General features: G+C 71.8%; 10 protein-coding genes. 6 read left to right on the top strand and 4 right to left on the bottom strand.

What is annotated here, in order from left to right:
- Positions 1-50 precede the first annotated feature (50 nt).
- On the bottom strand, positions 51-3,242 hold the full coding sequence (locus M2271_RS27170) for an amidohydrolase family protein (RefSeq protein ID WP_280889959.1): 3,192 nt from the start codon (positions 3,240-3,242) through the stop codon (positions 51-53).
- Between the two features lie 272 nt (positions 3,243-3,514).
- On the opposite strand from M2271_RS27170, the gene M2271_RS27175 reads away from it, so the two are divergent.
- Positions 3,515-4,996, top strand: a complete 1,482-nt coding sequence (locus M2271_RS27175) for an alpha/beta hydrolase (RefSeq protein ID WP_280889960.1) — start codon at positions 3,515-3,517, stop codon at positions 4,994-4,996.
- A gap of 65 nt (positions 4,997-5,061) precedes the next feature.
- On the opposite strand, the gene M2271_RS27180 is transcribed toward M2271_RS27175, so the two are convergent.
- Positions 5,062-5,502 carry a protein phosphatase gene (locus M2271_RS27180; protein ID WP_280889961.1) on the bottom strand — a complete coding sequence of 147 codons (441 nt, stop codon included), beginning with the start codon at positions 5,500-5,502 and terminating at the stop codon, positions 5,062-5,064.
- A gap of 190 nt (positions 5,503-5,692) precedes the next feature.
- On the opposite strand from M2271_RS27180, the gene M2271_RS27185 reads away from it, so the two are divergent.
- From M2271_RS27185 to M2271_RS27205, 5 genes are all read left to right on the top strand, one after another.
- On the top strand, positions 5,693-7,315 hold the full coding sequence (locus M2271_RS27185) for an ABC transporter substrate-binding protein (protein WP_280889962.1): 1,623 nt from the start codon (positions 5,693-5,695) through the stop codon (positions 7,313-7,315).
- 32 nt (positions 7,316-7,347) lie between these two features.
- Positions 7,348-8,310: an ABC transporter permease gene (locus tag M2271_RS27190; RefSeq protein ID WP_280889963.1), complete on the top strand. Its 963-nt coding sequence runs from the start codon at positions 7,348-7,350 to the stop codon at positions 8,308-8,310.
- The gene (locus tag M2271_RS27195) at positions 8,307-10,541 is read left to right on the top strand and encodes a dipeptide/oligopeptide/nickel ABC transporter permease/ATP-binding protein (RefSeq protein WP_280889964.1); all 2,235 of its coding nucleotides are present in this window, start codon (positions 8,307-8,309) and stop codon (positions 10,539-10,541) included. Before M2271_RS27190 ends, M2271_RS27195 begins: the two co-directional genes overlap by 4 nt.
- 221 nt (positions 10,542-10,762) lie before the next feature.
- A complete protein-coding gene (locus tag M2271_RS27200) occupies positions 10,763-11,767 on the top strand; it encodes an ABC transporter ATP-binding protein (protein WP_280890015.1) in 1,005 nt (334 codons plus the stop codon).
- Entirely contained in the window at positions 11,764-12,699 is a 936-nt protein-coding gene (locus M2271_RS27205) for a dihydrodipicolinate synthase family protein (RefSeq protein ID WP_280889965.1), read from the top strand. Before M2271_RS27200 ends, M2271_RS27205 begins: the two co-directional genes overlap by 4 nt.
- Positions 12,700-12,912: 213 nt before the next feature.
- Here M2271_RS27205 and M2271_RS27210 read toward each other — a convergent pair whose 3' ends face one another.
- Positions 12,913-13,611, bottom strand: coding sequence for a TerB family tellurite resistance protein (locus M2271_RS27210; protein WP_280889966.1), 699 nt, complete (start codon positions 13,609-13,611; stop codon positions 12,913-12,915).
- 182 nt (positions 13,612-13,793) lie between these two features.
- The gene (leuA, locus tag M2271_RS27215) at positions 13,794-15,515 is read right to left on the bottom strand and encodes a 2-isopropylmalate synthase (RefSeq protein ID WP_280889967.1); all 1,722 of its coding nucleotides are present in this window, start codon (positions 15,513-15,515) and stop codon (positions 13,794-13,796) included.
- Between the last annotated feature and the right edge of the window lie 162 nt (positions 15,516-15,677).

A 15,677-nucleotide genomic window follows, 5' to 3' on the forward strand; every position in this document is an offset into this window, starting at 1 on the left:
CGACGCCCGGCCGACTGAACTCACGGCGGTCCGCCGGCCCGCACCAGGTGTCAGCAGCAGCTGTCGTGGGCGTGCTCCTCCCGGTGCCACCAGTACTGCTCCCGGGCCGGCGCCTGGGGTACGTCGTCGGCCGAGGCCGGTTCGGTGTGTACGGACCCGGCCTGCACGGAGGCGGTGCGGGCGGAGGCGGTGTCCACCGTGGTCTGCCGCTCCTGCGCCAGGTCGTCCACCGAGTGCACCACGCCCCCGACTATCACCCGCCGCACCGCCGCTGCCGCCGCGATGTCCCGCAGCGGGTCGCCCTCCACCAGCACCAGATCGGCGAGCTTGCCCGGCTCGACCGTGCCCAGGTGGGCGCTCATGCCCAACACCCGCGCGCCCTCGACGGTCGCGGAACGCAGCGCCTGGAGAGGGGTGGCGCCGTACCGCACCATCGACTGGAGGTTCAGGTGGTAGTAGACGCCCGGGGGCACCAACGGGCTGTCGGTGCCCACCCCGACGTGCGCCCCGCCCTCCAACAGCCTGCGCACCGTCGCTCCGTGCCGGGCGACGAAGGCCAGCAGATCGGTCGGCTCCTCGGCCTGGGCGTCCTCCACCCCGGTACGGAACTCCGCGTACTCCGCCTCCGTCATCAGCGAGGTCAGCCGCTTGTCCCCGACAGCCCACCGCGCGTACCGGTACAGCGCCGCCCGGGTCGCGGGCAGACCCGCGCCGGACAGGCCGAAGGTCGGGGTGAAGGCCATGCCGGAGGCGATGAGCGGCTCGGTCATGTCCTGGTACGCGTGCCCGAGATGGGTCTCCTTCTGGCGTCGGCCGTAGCGGCTGGTGCCGCCGAGGTGCTCGGAGCCGTCGGCGCCGAAGGCCAGCGGCCCGAACAGATAGTGCGAGGTGGCGCGCAGCCCGAGCCGGTGGCCCGCCGCGACGGCGGCGCGCTGGAGGGCGTACGGCAGCCGTACGTAGGTCTTGACCAGGTCATGGCCGAGCGCCTTGGCCTTGGCCAGCTCCCGCTCCAGCTCCTCCTCGTCGGTCACCGGACGGCCGGACGAGTAGTACACCCGGGAGCCGTCGATCAGATCGCCGGCCGCGAAGACGCGCGGGCCGGTGCGGCGGCCGGAGTCGATGGCCTCCTTGGCCTCGACCGCCCCGTAGTGCCCGGTGCCGGGTGAACGCAGCGCGGTGACGCCGAAGGACAGCCACAGCCTCATGGTGTCGGCCCGCTGCCACGGGCCGTGCTCATGGACGGCGATCAGGCCGGGCAGCGCGGTCAGGCCGCGCGCGTCCACGGTGCGGTCCCCGCGGACCGCGCCGCGCCCGGCCACCTGCTCGACGCGGTCGTCCTTGATGACGATGTCGACATCGCGCCGCAGCTCCCCGCTCGTGCCGTCCCACAGCGCGCCCACCTGGACCACGGTGCGGCCGGTGGGCTTCCTCCGGCGCCAACTCAGCGTCACGGGTACGGTCCTGGCGCGGCCGGTGCGCGCGTCGGCGCGGCGCAGGGTCCCTTCGGAGAGGTAGAGCAGCGAGGTGGAGTCGGCGCTCCAGCTGGGGCAGTCGGCGCTCTCGCCGTTCAGCCGCCGGGCGGCCCCTGTGGGGCGTCCGGCGGAGTCCACGGCGCTGACGTGCAGGGTGCCGCCGACGACGTACGCGGTGTGCTTGCCGTCGGGTGAGTGGACCGGCCCGGCGTCGACACGGTTGGCGAGGGACTTCCCCGGCACGGGCTCGTCGTAGTGCGCCTCGCCGGTGGTGAGGTCGACGGTCAGGATCCGGTTGACGCCCTCCCGGTAGCGGGGGGTGACCGGCACCAGCGCGGCGCACGAGAGGGTGCCGCCGTCGGCGGAGAAGGTGGGCCTGCCGGGCGAGTTGAGGGGCCCGGCCACCTTGCGTACGGCGCCGGAGGCCACGTCGACGGTGTGCAGCGTGCCCGCCTCGAGGCCGAACGCCACGCTCTTGCCGTCCGGGCTGAAGACCGCTCCGGACACCGTGCTCCGAAGGTCGGTCAGCCGGCGGTCCGCGCCGGTTTCGACGTCGTGGATCCACAGGTCGACCGCGCTGCCGCCCCGGTCGCTCGCGTACACCAGGGCGGAGCCGTCCGGGTGCCAGGCGGGGTCGGCGTTGAGGTTCCCGTCGGACACCACGGCCTTGGGCGTGGCGCCGATCCGGCCGATCCAGATGTCACCGAGCGCGGCGAAGGCGATCTTGCGGCCGTCGGGCGAGAGGGACGGGCTGAGGATGCCCCTGACCTGCCGGGACGCGGTGGAGTCGAGGTCACGGGTGGCGGGGCGCTCCGCTACGCGGGGCACGGTGAGGTGGGCGGTGAAGGGGATGTCCGCCGCCTTTCCGCCACCTGCCTCGCGGCGGCGGACCGTGCCGTCGGCCGTGTAGAACACCTCGTCGTCGGAGGGCCAGCGGGGCGCGAACGGGAACACGTCCTCGCCGTCGTCGGAGACCGTCTTCCCGTCGACCACGAGGAACGTACCCGCCGAGGTGAGGTGGACGTACGCCAGACGGCTGCCGTCCGGCGAGAGCGACGGACCGGCCACCCGGCCCTCGGTGACGGTGACGAGCGTGGTGCGCCCGCCGTCGGCGTCGACCCGTACGACGCTCTGCGGGCTGTCGCCCTTGCCGCTGGTGAAGACGATCGCGGCCCCGTCCGGGTGCCAGTAGGGCTGCGCCTCCTGCGCGGTGACGTCCGTGCTCGGCGCCCAGACCTTCGTCGCACCGTCGGCGAGGTCGAGGACATGGATCGCGTAACGGCCCTCGGCCTCGGCCGCGTAGGCGATCCGTCCGCCGTCGGGTGAGAAGCGCGGCTCGCGATGGTCGACGGCGCCCTCGGTCAACCGGCGCGCCCCCGAACCGTCCGCGCGGGCGAGCCAGAGGTGGAAATTGCCGTCGGTGTAGGACTGGTAGACCAGGTGACGGCCGTCCGGCGAGTAGTCCGGCTCGGTGGCTTCCTGCTCGATGCCGGTCAGCCGGGTCGCCTCACCACCCCGGGCAGGGACCGTCCACAGCATGTTCAGCAGGTCCAGCACCACGGTCCGGCCGTCCGGGGAGAGCGCGGCGCAGGCGTTGGTCGCCCCACTGACGGCGATCCGCCGTTGGGCCGCGCCCGCCGCGCCCTGTGCCCCGTCCGCCGCGAACGCATCGGGGGCGCCCTGCGTCAGCCGGTCGCCCAGCCACAGGGACCCGGCCCCCGCCGCCGCCTTGCCGCCGCGCCTGAGGAGTGTCCTTCGTGATACCGACAATGCCGTGCCCTTGTTCGAAGATCGCGATCTCGCCGAACCTAAGTGCCCGACCGGGCGTGGCAACAGCCCGCAGATTTAGGTGTTACATGAACTTAACTGCGGGCGGGGGTGCATGAGAGCGGTGCCGCGGGGTCCTCGGGGGCGGTGCCGCGGGGTCCTCGGGTGCAGTGCCGCGGGGCGCTTGCTGACGGTTGCTGCTGGGGTAATCCCCCGGGAACACAAGCCAGTTGGCCGTATGTGACATCCCGTCACCATGGGCCAGGCTGCTGTGCATGAAGCAGCTCACGAAGAGTGCCGCCCTGATCGCCTCCGCCTCCGGAGTCGTCTTCGGGCTCGTCGCACCGCTCACCGCGTCCGCGGCGGCGCCCGCCTCCTCCCTCACCTGGTCCCAGTGCACCGGCAAGGACCTCGACCCCCGTCAGCAGTGCGCCACCCTCAAGGTGCCGATGGACTACGCCGACCCGGGCGGCCCGCAGATCGACGTCGCCGTCTCCCGTATCCCGAGCGAGGACCCCGGTACTCGCCGTGGCGCGCTGCTGCTGATCCCCGGCGGACCGGGCGGCTCCAGTCTGGGCGACCCGTCGGGGAAGGGGCAGAAGCTGCCCCAGGACGTACGTGACACCTACGACCTGATCGGGTTCGCGCCGCGCGGGCTCGCTCCCTCCGGCTCCGTCGCTTGCGGCTTCGACCGCGCCGACCTCTCCCTGACGTCCCAGCGCCCTTGGCCCGCACCGGACGGCTCCGTCACCGAGAACATGAACACCGCGCGCCGTATGGCGGACGCCTGCGCCGGCAACGGCGGCGAGCTGATCCGGCATCTCAGCACGGCCAACGAGGCCCGCGACCTCGACCGCCTCCGGGCGGCGCTCGGCGAGCGCAGAATCTCCGCGTGGGGGGTGTCGTACGGGACGTACGTCGGAGCCGTCTACAACGAGATGTTCCCGGACCGCACCGACCGTGTGGTACTCGACAGCAACGACGACCCCGATCCCACCCGGGTGGGGCGGGGCTGGCTGGCCGCGTTCGAGGTCGGCGCCGAGGACACCTTCCCGGAGTTCGCCAAGTGGGCGTCGACGCCCGGCAACAAGGACCGGGTGGCCCGTACCGCGGCCGAGGTGCGTCCCCTCTTCCTGAGCCTCGCCGCCCGGCTCGACCGCGAGCCGATCCCGTGGAAGGACGCCAACCCGGCGGAGCTGAACGGCGACGTGCTGCGCCAGACGATGCTCAGCGCCCTCTACGACCCCGACGACTACCCGGTCCTCGCGCAGATGATCCTGGCCGCCCGCAAGGGAGGCACGCCGCCGTTGCCCGACGGGCCCCCGGAGCCCGTGCTGCAGAACGTCATCGCGGTCGGCACCGGAACCCTCTGCAACGACGTCGCCTGGCCCACGTCCGAGGCCGAGTACCAGAAGGGCGTCGACGAGAGCCGGGCGAAGTACCCGCTGACCGCCGGCATGCCCCGCAACGCGATGCCCTGCGCCGCCTGGCCGTTCCCGCCGAAGGAGCCGCCGGTACGGATCAGCGACCAGGGGCCCTCCAACGTCCTGCTCGTACAGAACGAACGCGACCCCGGCACTCCGCTCACCGGCGCCCTCAAGCTCCGCCGCGCCCTCGGTGACCGCGCGGTCATGGTCACCGTGAACTCCACCGGCCACGACGCCTACCTCGCCAACGGCAACGCGTGCGGCGACGAGACGGTCTCCCACTTCCTGGCCACCGGGGAGCGACCCGCTCGGGACGTCTACTGCCGCTAGGAGCGTGCGGGCCCGCCAGTTCGAACGGGGCGTCCGGGGCGACGAACGTCTCCGCTTGAAACGGATCAGGCCATTCCGAATCGCCGCACATACCGAGCCTGCCAGGGCGTCTCCACCGCGTGTCGGTCGTAACGCGCGCGGACGTATCCGACGGCCTCCCCGGGCGGTACGCCGTCCAGGACCGCCAGACACGCCAGCGCCGTCCCCGTCCGGCCCCGGCCGCCCCCGCAGGCGACCTCCACGCGCTCGGAGGCGGCGCGCTCCCATGCCTCGGTCAGGGTCACCAGGGCCGCCGCACGATCCGCCGGCAACCGGAAGTCGGGCCAGCGGATCCAGCCGGCCTCCCAGGAAACCTCAGGCGGCCGTCCGCCGAGCAGATAGACGCCGTACGACGGTGTCGGCGGACCCGGTTCGAGCGGGCGCCGCAGTCCCCGGCCGCGCACCAGCCGCCCCGAGGGCAGCCGCAGCACTCCTCTGTTTCCTTCGTCCCACCGCTCGTCGCTCATCACGAGACCATTCCAACCCGGTACCGGATCCCGGACAACCGAATCCGGCGCGTGCGTCGCGCGGCGGCGCCTCCGGAGCGTTGCCTTGACCGCCCCCCGCGCCCCACCTAGGGTCACGACTGAAACCGGGACAAAAGGCGTCACATCTCACCGCGTCCGTGTCCTTCCGGACCTCTTCGCTGGAGGCACCGTGCGCGACGTGACCCGTGCCGCACCCGCGCCGGACCGCCGGTCCTTCCTGAAGCGCACGGGTGCACTGGGCGCCGCCGCCGCTGTCTCCTCCGCCCTGTCGGCCTGTGGCCCGGAGTCCACCATCGACTTCGGCGGGCCCGGTGGTGGCGAGCGGACCCTGACCGCGGTCATCGGCTACGGCAACGACGGCAGCTGGGATCCCACACAGACCGCGTCCGCCTTCAGCATGGCCGCCAACAACCACCTCTACGAGGGCCTGCTCGACACCGACCCGATCTCCCGCAAGCCGTACGCCGCGCTCGCCACCCGGCTGCCGAAGAACCCGGGGGGCACCTCCTGGACGTTCACGCTCCGGGCCGGCGCGACGTTCCACGACGGTCGCCCCGTCACCGCCGACGACGTGGTCTTCTCCTACGACCGGATCCTCGACCCGACCATCCCGACCCTCGGCAAAAACTTCTTCGCCGGCTGGCTCGACGAGGTCCGGAAGACCGACGCGCGAACCGTCGAGCTGGTGCTCAAGTTCCCCTTCCCGGAAGGGCTTTCGCGGCTCACACTAGCCAAGATCATGCCGAGGCACGTCTTCTCCCGGCCCGGTGCGTGGGACGACGCCATCAAGGGGCTGGCCGTCGGCTCGGGGCCGTACCGGCAGACCGCGCACCACCCGAAGTCGAACACCACCTTCGCCGCGTACGCCGGCTACAACGGCCCCCGCAGGCCCGCCTTCCGGAAGATGAACTGGCTGACGATCGTGGACGCGGCCCCGCGGGTCGCCCGCATCTCGGGCTCCAGCGCGGGCGCGCAGATCTCCGACAACATCCCGTACGCCAACATCGAGCAGCTCAGGAGCGGCGGGCTGGCGGTCTTGGGCGGGGCCGGGATGAACAACCTGTTCCTGATGTTCAACACGCGGCACAAGCCCTTCGACGACGTGCGCGTACGCCAGGCCCTCCACCACGCCATCGACACCGAGAAGATGGTGCGGGTGGCGCTCAAGGGCCACGGCACGCCGGCGTCGTCCTTCCTCGACGAGGGCAACCCGGGCTACCGGCGCGCGCGGACCGTCTACGCGTACAACCCCCGGAAGGCCAAGGCGCTGCTACGGGCGGCCGGGGCGAGCGGACTGAAGATCGACCTCCTCGCGGTGAACGTGAGCTGGATCGTCGACTGCCTGCCGACCGTGAAGGCGTCCTGGGACGCGATCGGCGTGCGGACGACGCTCTCCCCGCAGGAGACCACGGCCGTCTTCACCAAGCTGGACCAGAAGCAGGACTTCCAGGTGGTCGCCGCCGCCTCCAACCCCAACCAGTTCGGCCTCGACGCGGACCTGATCATGCGTTACAACTACGGGCCCGCCAACCTGTGGATGGGCTACACCCGTTGGGCCGACGACCCGATCGCCCAGGCGCTCTTCCGGGACATGGACCGGGCGACCCGGGAACCGGACCCACAGCGGAAGAAGACGATGATCCAGGACTACATCGACGTCGTCGCCGAACAGGCCGTGCTCTACCCGGTCGTCCACAACGAACTGATGACCGCCTGGGACCCGAGAACCCTCACCGGCACAAAAGCCCAGCCGTACCCCGGAATCAACCTCCTCCAGGCCAAGTGGCTCTAGTCCGGCTCCAGTCCACCGGGAGTTGACCGCTCATGGTCGCCATCGTCAGGATCCTGCTCCGCCGTCTCGTCCTGCTCGTGCCGCTGATGCTCGGCATCGTGCTGTTCGTGTTCCTGGTGATGCGGTTCTCGGACGTCGACCCGGCGTCCGCGTTCTTCCAGGGCGCCAACCCGACACCGCGCCAGCTGCACGACTTCCGGGAGCAGAACGGTCTGCTGGACCCGTTCCCGGTCCGCTACGCCGGCTTCGTGGGCGATCTGCTCCACGGCGACCTGGGCACCAGCGCGCTGACCCGGGCCCCGGTGCTCGACCAGGTCGCGACCGCGCTGCCGCTCACCCTCCAGCTCACCTTCCTGGGCCTGGGCATCGCGGTCGTCCTGTCCCTGGCCGGCGGGGTCACCGCGGCCATCCACCGCGACCGGCTGCCGGACCAGATCATCCGGGTCCTCTCGCTGACCGGTGTCGCGGCCCCCGGCTTCTGGCTGGCGCTGCTGATGATCCAGTACCTGGCGGTCGACCAGGGCTGGTTCCCGGCCAGCGGCTACGTCAACCCGGCCGACTCCGTCACCGGCTGGCTGTGGACGATGGCCCTCCCCGCCCTCGCGCTGTCCCTCCCCGTGGCGGCCCAGCTGACCCGGATCGTGCGGACGTCGGTGGTGGAGGAACTGGACAAGGACTACGTGCGCACCGCGATCGGCAGCGGACTGCCGCCCCGGGTCGTGGTCGGCCGCAATGTGCTCCGCAACGCGCTGATCAACCCGCTCACCGTCCTCGGGCTGCGCGTCGGCTACCTCCTCGGCGGCGCGGTCGTCATCGAGACGATCTTCGCCCTTCCCGGCATGGGCAAGCTGATGATCGACGCGGTGAAGAACGGCGACCCGGCCGTCGTCCAAGGCGTCGTGCTGACCACCGCGGCCGGCTTCGTCGTCGTGAACCTCGTCATCGACGTCCTCCATCTGCTGGTCAACCCGCGACTGAGGGAGGGGACCGCATGACGGTGCCGTTCACCCGCAAGGGCCTCACCGACGCCCTCTCCCGTCCCGGTGTCCGGCTGCGCGGATGGCGCCGGCTGCCGCTGCCGTCGAAGGCCGCCGTCTGCGTCCTGGCGGTCATCGCGCTCACCGCCCTGTTCGCCCCGCTCCTCTCCCCCGACGACCCGCTGGACCAGCAGCCGCTGGTCGACGACACCGGCCATCCGTCCGCCCGGCACTGGATGGGCCAGGACAGCCTCGGCCGGGACATCCTCAGCCGGCTGATGTACGGCGCCCGCTGGTCCCTGGCCATCGGCGTCGGCGCGACCCTGCTCGCCCTGGTGGCGGGGGCGCTGCTGGGGGCGATCGCGGCGACTTCCCGCAAGGAGGCCGACGAGACGCTGATGCGCTGCCTGGACGTCGTGATGGCGTTCCCGGGCATCGCCCTGGCCGCGGTGCTCGTGGCCGTCTTCGGCGGTGGCATCACGGTCCTGATCTGCGCGATCGCGTTTCTGTTCACCCCGTCGGTGGCCCGGGTCGTCCGGGCGAACGTCCTCGACCAGTACGGCGAGGACTACGTCACGGCGGAACGGGTGATCGGCGCCCGCACCCCCCACATCGTGCTGCGCCACGTGGCGATCAACTGCGCCGCGCCGATCCTGGTGTTCTGCACGGTCCAGGTCGCCGAGGCGATCGTCTTCGAGGCGTCACTGTCCTTCATCGGCGCGGGCGTACGGCCGCCCGCGCCCTCCTGGGGCGGTGTCCTCGCGGACGGCAAGAACCTCGTGCTGACCGGGGGCTGGTGGGCGACGGTCTTCCCGGGTCTGCTGATGCTGGTCACCGTCCTGGCGCTGAACGTCCTGTCCGAGGGCGTGTCGGACGCGTGGGCGGCCCCGGCCGCACGGGAGGTGGAGGCACGGGCCGAGGACCCTGTGGCGGCACGTGTCGAGAACCCCGTGGGCGCACCTGCCGAGGACCCCGTGGGGGCAGGTACGGAGGGCCCCGTGGAGGCAGCACGTATCGAAAACCCCGTGGCGGCCTCCATCGAGGACCCCGCGGCGGCATCTATCGAGCACCCCATGGAGGCACGTACCGAGGGCCCGGTGGAGGCAGCACGTACCGACGGCCCCGTGGAGGCACGTACCGGCGACCCCGTGAAGGCACGTACCGAGGAGCCCGTGGAGGCGCCGGAGCCCGGCAGCGGGGAGGTGCTTCCGCTGCCCGGTCTCGCCGCCGCGGCCCGGCGCCTGCGCTCCCGCGCCCGCCGCCCGCTCCCGCCGGGGCGGCAGCCGGTGCTCGCGGTGGAGAACCTGGCCATCGGCTTCGAGAACCGCCACCACGGCGTGGACATCGTCGACGGCATCAGCTTCGAGGTGCGGCCCGGTGAGGTCGTGGGCCTGGTCGGCGAGTCGGGCTGCGGCAAGTCGCTGACCGCGCTGGCGATCATGGGCCTGGCACCCAAGGACGCCCGCGTCCGGGGCCAGGTCCGTTTCCGGCAGCGGGAGTTGCTGGCCGAGCCGATGCGCGTCCGCCGGCGGCTCCTCGGCCACGAGATGGCGATGATCTACCAGGACGCCCTGTCCTCCCTGAACCCGGCGATGACGATCCGCGCCCAGCTCAAACAGGTCGTACGCCGTGGCGGCCGCCGTAGCCCCGCCGAGCTGCTGGGCCTGGTCGGCCTCGAGCCCGACCGCACCCTGCGCAGCTACCCGCACGAGCTCTCCGGCGGCCAGCGCCAGCGCGTACTGATCGCCATGGCCCTGTCCCGCGACCCCAGGCTGATCGTCGCCGACGAACCGACGACCGCGCTGGACGTCACGGTCCAGGCCCAGGTCATGGAGCTGCTGCTACGGCTGCGCGAGGAGCTGGGCTTCTCCCTGATCCTCGTCTCGCACGACCTGGCACTGGTCGCTGCCGTCACCGACCGGGTGGTGGTGATGTACGGCGGCCAGATCGTCGAGTCGGGCGTGACCGCCGACCTGGTGGAGGCACCGGCCCACCCTTACACGCGCGGGCTGCTCGGCAGCGTGCTGTCGCTGGAGTCCTCCCAGGAACGGATGACCCAGATCAAGGGCGTCGTCCCCGCCCCCGCCGACTTCCCACCCGGCTGCCGCTTCACGGACCGCTGCCCCAGCGCGGGCGCGAGGTGCCGTACGACGGCCCCGGTCCTGGCGGGCCCCCACACGCACACGGTGGCCTGCCACCACCCCGCGGTCGACCTGGTGGGCGCGGAGAGCTCGGAGCCCGTGACATGAGGGGACCGGAGATGGATGGACCGGGGATGGGCGGACCGGGTGTGGAGGGACCGGGGATGGGCGGACCGGGCGTGGAGGGACCGGGCATGGGGGCACCGGACATGGAGGGACGGGACACGGAGGGACGGGACATGGGCGGGCCGGACATGGGCGGGCCGGACATGGGGGCACCGCACATGGACTCACCAGACATGCGGGCGCCGCACATGGGCGGGCCGAACATGGCGAGCCTGGTGGAGCTGTCGGACGCGCACGTCGTCCACAAGGCCCGCAGCGGTGGAGTGTTCACCCGGGACCGCGTGTACGCCCTGACCGGCGCCGACCTCGCCGTGGCGCCCGGTGAGACGGTGGGCGTGGTCGGCGAGTCCGGGTGCGGCAAGTCGACGCTGGCGAAGGTCCTGGTGGGCGTGGAGCGGCCGACGTCCGGCACGGTGACCTTCCGGGGCCGTGACCTGTGGAGCATGCCGGCGGCCGAACGCCGGGCGGCGATCGGCGGCGGCGCCGGCATGATCTTCCAGGATCCGTCGACGGCCCTCAACCGCCGACTGCCGGTCCGCCGGATCCTCCGCGACCCGCTGGACGTGCACGAGCGCGGATCGAGACGCGAACGCGAGGACCGCGTACAGGAGCTGATGTCCCTGGTGGGTCTGCCGCGGGCGCTGGCCGACGCGCTGCCGGGACAGCTGTCGGGCGGCCAGCGCCAACGCGTCGCCATCGCCCGCGCTCTGGCCCTGGAACCCGACCTGGTGGTGGCCGACGAGCCCACCAGCGCGCTGGACGTCTCGGTCCGCGCCCAGATCCTCAATCTGCTGCTGGACCTGAGGGAATGCCTCGGCCTGGCCATGGTCTTCGTCTCGCACGACATCCAGACGGTACGGCGGATGAGTGACCGGGTGATCACCATGTACCTCGGCCGGATCGTCGAGGAGTCCCCGGCCGCCCGGGTCACCGACCACGCCCGGCACCCGTACACCCGCGCCCTCTTCTCCGCGGCCCCCGGCCTGCTGACCCCGGTCGACCCGATCCCGCTGGCCGGCCCGGTCCCGTCGGCGACCCGCCCGCCGAGCGGCTGCCCCTTCCGCACCCGCTGCTGGACGGCGGACGAGCAGTGCGCGGACGTCATGCCGGCGTTCTCGGCCGCGTCGACGCCCGGACACCGCTTCCGCTGTCACCATCCGGTGGGGGAGGACACGTCGACGGACGATCTGACCAAGGAGCCTTCATGACCTTCCCCGCCCCGCTGAGCGGTGTCGTACCTCCCGTCTGCACGCCCCTGACACCGCAACGCGAGGTGGACGTCCCCTCGCTGCTCAGGCTCGTCGACCATCTGATGGCGGGCGGCGTGCACGGCCTGTTCGTGCTGGGGACGACGTCCGAGGCCGCGTATCTCACGGACCGGCAGCGCAGGCTGGTCGTGGAGACGGTGACCGGCCATGTGGGCGGCCGGCTCCCGGTCCTGGCCGGGGCGATCGACATGACCACACCCCGGGTCCTGGACCATGTGCGGGAGGTGACGGCGGCGGGCGCGGAGGCGGTGGTGGTGTGCGCCCCCTTCTACACCCGCACCCACCCTGCCGAGATCGCCCGCCACTACCGCCTCGTGGCGGCCGCCAGCCCGGTCCCCGTTCTCGCGTACGACCTCCCGGGGGCCGTCCACACCAAGCTTCCCGCCGACGTCGTCCTCGAACTGGCCGCGGAGGGGGTCCTGGCCGGCCTCAAGGACTCCAGCGGCGACCTGGCCGGCTTCCGCACGGTCGTCTCCGGCGCGCGCCTCCACCCCGGCATCACCGGCTTCAGCGTGCTCACCGGCTCCGAGGTCATCGTCGACGCGGCGATGGCCGTGGGCGCGTCCGGGTCGGTACCCGGGCTCGCCAACGTCGACCCCGGGGGATACGTCCGCCTGGACCGCCTGTGCCGGGCCGACGACCGGGCGGGGGCCCGGTCCGAACAGGAACGGCTGTGTGCGCTGTTCGGCATGGTGGACGTGGGGGACGCGGGCCGGATGGGGGCGAGTTCATCGGCCCTGGGCGCGTTCAAGGCGGCGCTGCATCTGCGGGGCGTCATCGACTGCCCTCTGACGGCGGAGCCACAGACGCCGTTGTCGGAGACGGAGCGGGAAAGGGTGGGCAAGTTCCTGGCAGCGGCGGGGCTGCTGTGACCGTCGGGCGTTCTGCCGGGGCGGGAGGCCGGGGTCGGCAGGCGAGAGGCCGGGGTCGGCAGGCCGGAGCAGCAGGCCGCGCGTGAGGCCGGGCGAGAGGCCGGGCGGCAGCAAGCCGGGGCGGCAAGCCAGGCGGCAAGCCAGCTCAGTAGGCCGGCGCGACAGGCCGGCGTAGGCCCGCCCGGCTCGGCTCGGCTCAGCCCTGCTCAGCCCCTACGAGGGCGTCCGGGCTGCCGCTGCCAGCAACAGCGTCACATCGTCCGTGCAGATGGTCAGCGCGGAGCCCACTGTGAAGAGGGCGTCGCGTTCGGCCGGGGTGTACGGGCCGTCCGCGAGTGCGATGCGGGCGCCCTGGAGGAGGATCGATTCACGGCCGGCCGGGGCGAGGTGCGGGGACAGGGGGTCGAGGGCCTCGTGGAGCTCTATCGCCAGGCCCGCTCCGCAGGGGCGGCCGTAGACCCGGCCGGTGTCGGCGGCGAGGGCCTCGACCAGGGCGTTCAGCTGTTCCTCGGTGCAGTCGTCGAAGCCGGCGGCGCGGACCGTGGCCGCGGCGGTCTCCAGGGACGTACGGGAGGAGGTGCCGCTCGCGGCGAGCACGGCGAGGGCGACCGTGTGGACGGCGTCGCGGAGCATCGCGGAGAACCGGATGGTGGTCGGGTGGTCCAGGACGTCGGTGCCGAAATGGCGGCGGCAGGCGGCACACTCCACGACCGGGCCCGTGTCGCCGCGCGGGACCACGGGCACCCCGAGGAGGGTGAAGCGGCGGCGGCCGGTCAGCCGCTGGTAGTTGCGGTCGCCTCCGCAGCCGGGGCAGAAGAACTCCCCGTCGCCGACCTCCGTCCACGCGACGCGGGTGCCCAGGAAGCGCGCAAGCCTGGCGGCACGGCCGTCTTGTCCCCGTCCTGGCAGCACGTCGCACCTCCATAACGCCACGGCATCATCGCCGCGCTTCGTGATGTTAGCCACATTGAAGAGGCGGCGTCAGTACCCGGAGGAGACCTTTCCGTGACCTCCACAGGGAATGGCCGGTATACGACCGGACCCCGTCCGCCCTATATAAGGCGAACGGGGTCCAAAACCGCTGGTCCGGCTGATCAGCGCGCCGCGCGGTTGACGGCGGAGACGACCGCCTTCAGCGAGGCACGTGTCGTGTTCGCGTCGATGCCGATTCCCCACAGAATCTTGTCGTCGATCGCGCATTCGATGTACGAGGCGGCCTGCGCGGAGGCGCCCTCGCTCATCGTGTGCTCCTGGTAGTCCAGCAGGCGGGCGTCGACGCCGACGCCCTGCAGCGCTTGGAAGAACGCGGAGATCGGACCGTTGCCGGTGCCCACCAGGACGGTCTCGACGCCGTCCACCTCCGCCTCGACCGTCAGCGTGTCGACGCCGTCCTTGTCCGTCGTCGACTGGCCGTTCCGGACCTGGATACGACCCCACCGGTTCAGGGGGTTGGGCAGGTACTCGTCCTGGAAGGTCGCCCAGATGTCGTTCCCGGTGACCTCGCCTCCCTCGGCGTCCGTCTTCGCCTGGATGATCTTCGAGAACTCGATCTGCATCCGGCGCGGCAGGTCCAGCTTGTGGTCGTTCTTCAGGACGTACGCGATACCGCCCTTGCCGGACTGCGAGTTGACGCGGATGACCGCCTCGTAGGAGCGGCCGACGTCCTTCGGGTCGATCGGCAGGTACGGCACGGCCCACTCGATGTCGTCGACGGTGACGCCCTTCGCGGCCGCGTCGGCCTCCATGGCGTCGAAGCCCTTCTTGATGGCGTCCTGGTGGGAGCCGGAGAAGGACGTGTAGACCAGGTCGCCCACGTACGGGTGGCGCGGGTGGACCTCCATCTGGTTGCAGTACTCCCACACGCGACGGATCTCGTCTATGTCGGAGAAGTCGATCTGCGGGTCGACGCCCTGGGAGAACAGGTTCATGCCCAGGGTGACCAGGTCGACGTTGCCGGTGCGCTCGCCCTGGCCGAAGAGGCAGCCTTCGACGCGGTCGGCGCCGGCCATCAGCGCCAGCTCGGCGGCGGCGACGGCCGTACCGCGGTCGTTGTGCGGGTGGATCGAGATGCAGACGTGCTCGCGGCGGGACAGGTTGCGCCCCATCCACTCGAAGCGGTCGGCGTGGGTCGACGGGGTCGAACGCTCCACCGTGGCGGGCAGGTTGAGGATGATCTCGCGGCCCGGGCCGGGCTGGTAGACGTCCATCACCGCCTCGCAGACCTCCAGCGCGAAGTCCAGCTCGGTGTCGGTGAAGATCTCGGGGCTGTACTGGTATCCGAACTCGGTCTCGGGACCCAGCAGTTTCTCCGCGTACTCCATCACCAGGCGGGTGCCGTCGACGGCGATCTGCTTGATCTCGTCCTTGGAGCCGCGGAAGACCACGCGGCGGAAGACCGGCGCGGTGGCGTTGTACAGGTGGACCGTGGCGCGCTTGGCGCCCTTCAGGGACTCCACGGTCCGCTCGATCAGGTCCTCGCGGGCCTGGGTCAGTACGGAGATGGTGACGTCGTCGGGGATGGCACCCGGCTCCTCGACGATGGAGCGTACGAAGTCGAAGTCGGTCTGGCCGGAGGCCGGGAAGCCGACCTCGATCTCCTTGTAGCCCATCGCGACCAGTTGGTCGAACATCCGGCGCTTGCGCTCGGGCGACATCGGGTCGATCAGGGCCTGGTTGCCGTCACGCAGGTCGGTGGAGAGCCAGCGGGGGGCGACGGTGATCCGATTGTTCGGCCAGGTGCGGTCGGGGATGTCGACCTGGTCGTACTGGCCGTACTTGTGGATCGGCAGGGAACTGGGCTGCTGGCGGTTGGCCATGATGCGGGGGCTCCTCGAATGTCCGCGGTGTCCGCGGGGCCGGAAAGACGGCCGACGACGCAACACCAAGCACCGCGGGGAGGGAGTCGGCCTCGATTACAGGCCCTCGCCGCGGCAGCTAAGGAGAAGCAGCCCGAAAGTCATGATGCCGTGGATCCTAGC

This window comes from Streptomyces sp. LBL (assembly GCF_029893585.1).
Classification (GTDB): Bacteria; Actinomycetota; Actinomycetes; order Streptomycetales; family Streptomycetaceae; genus Streptomyces.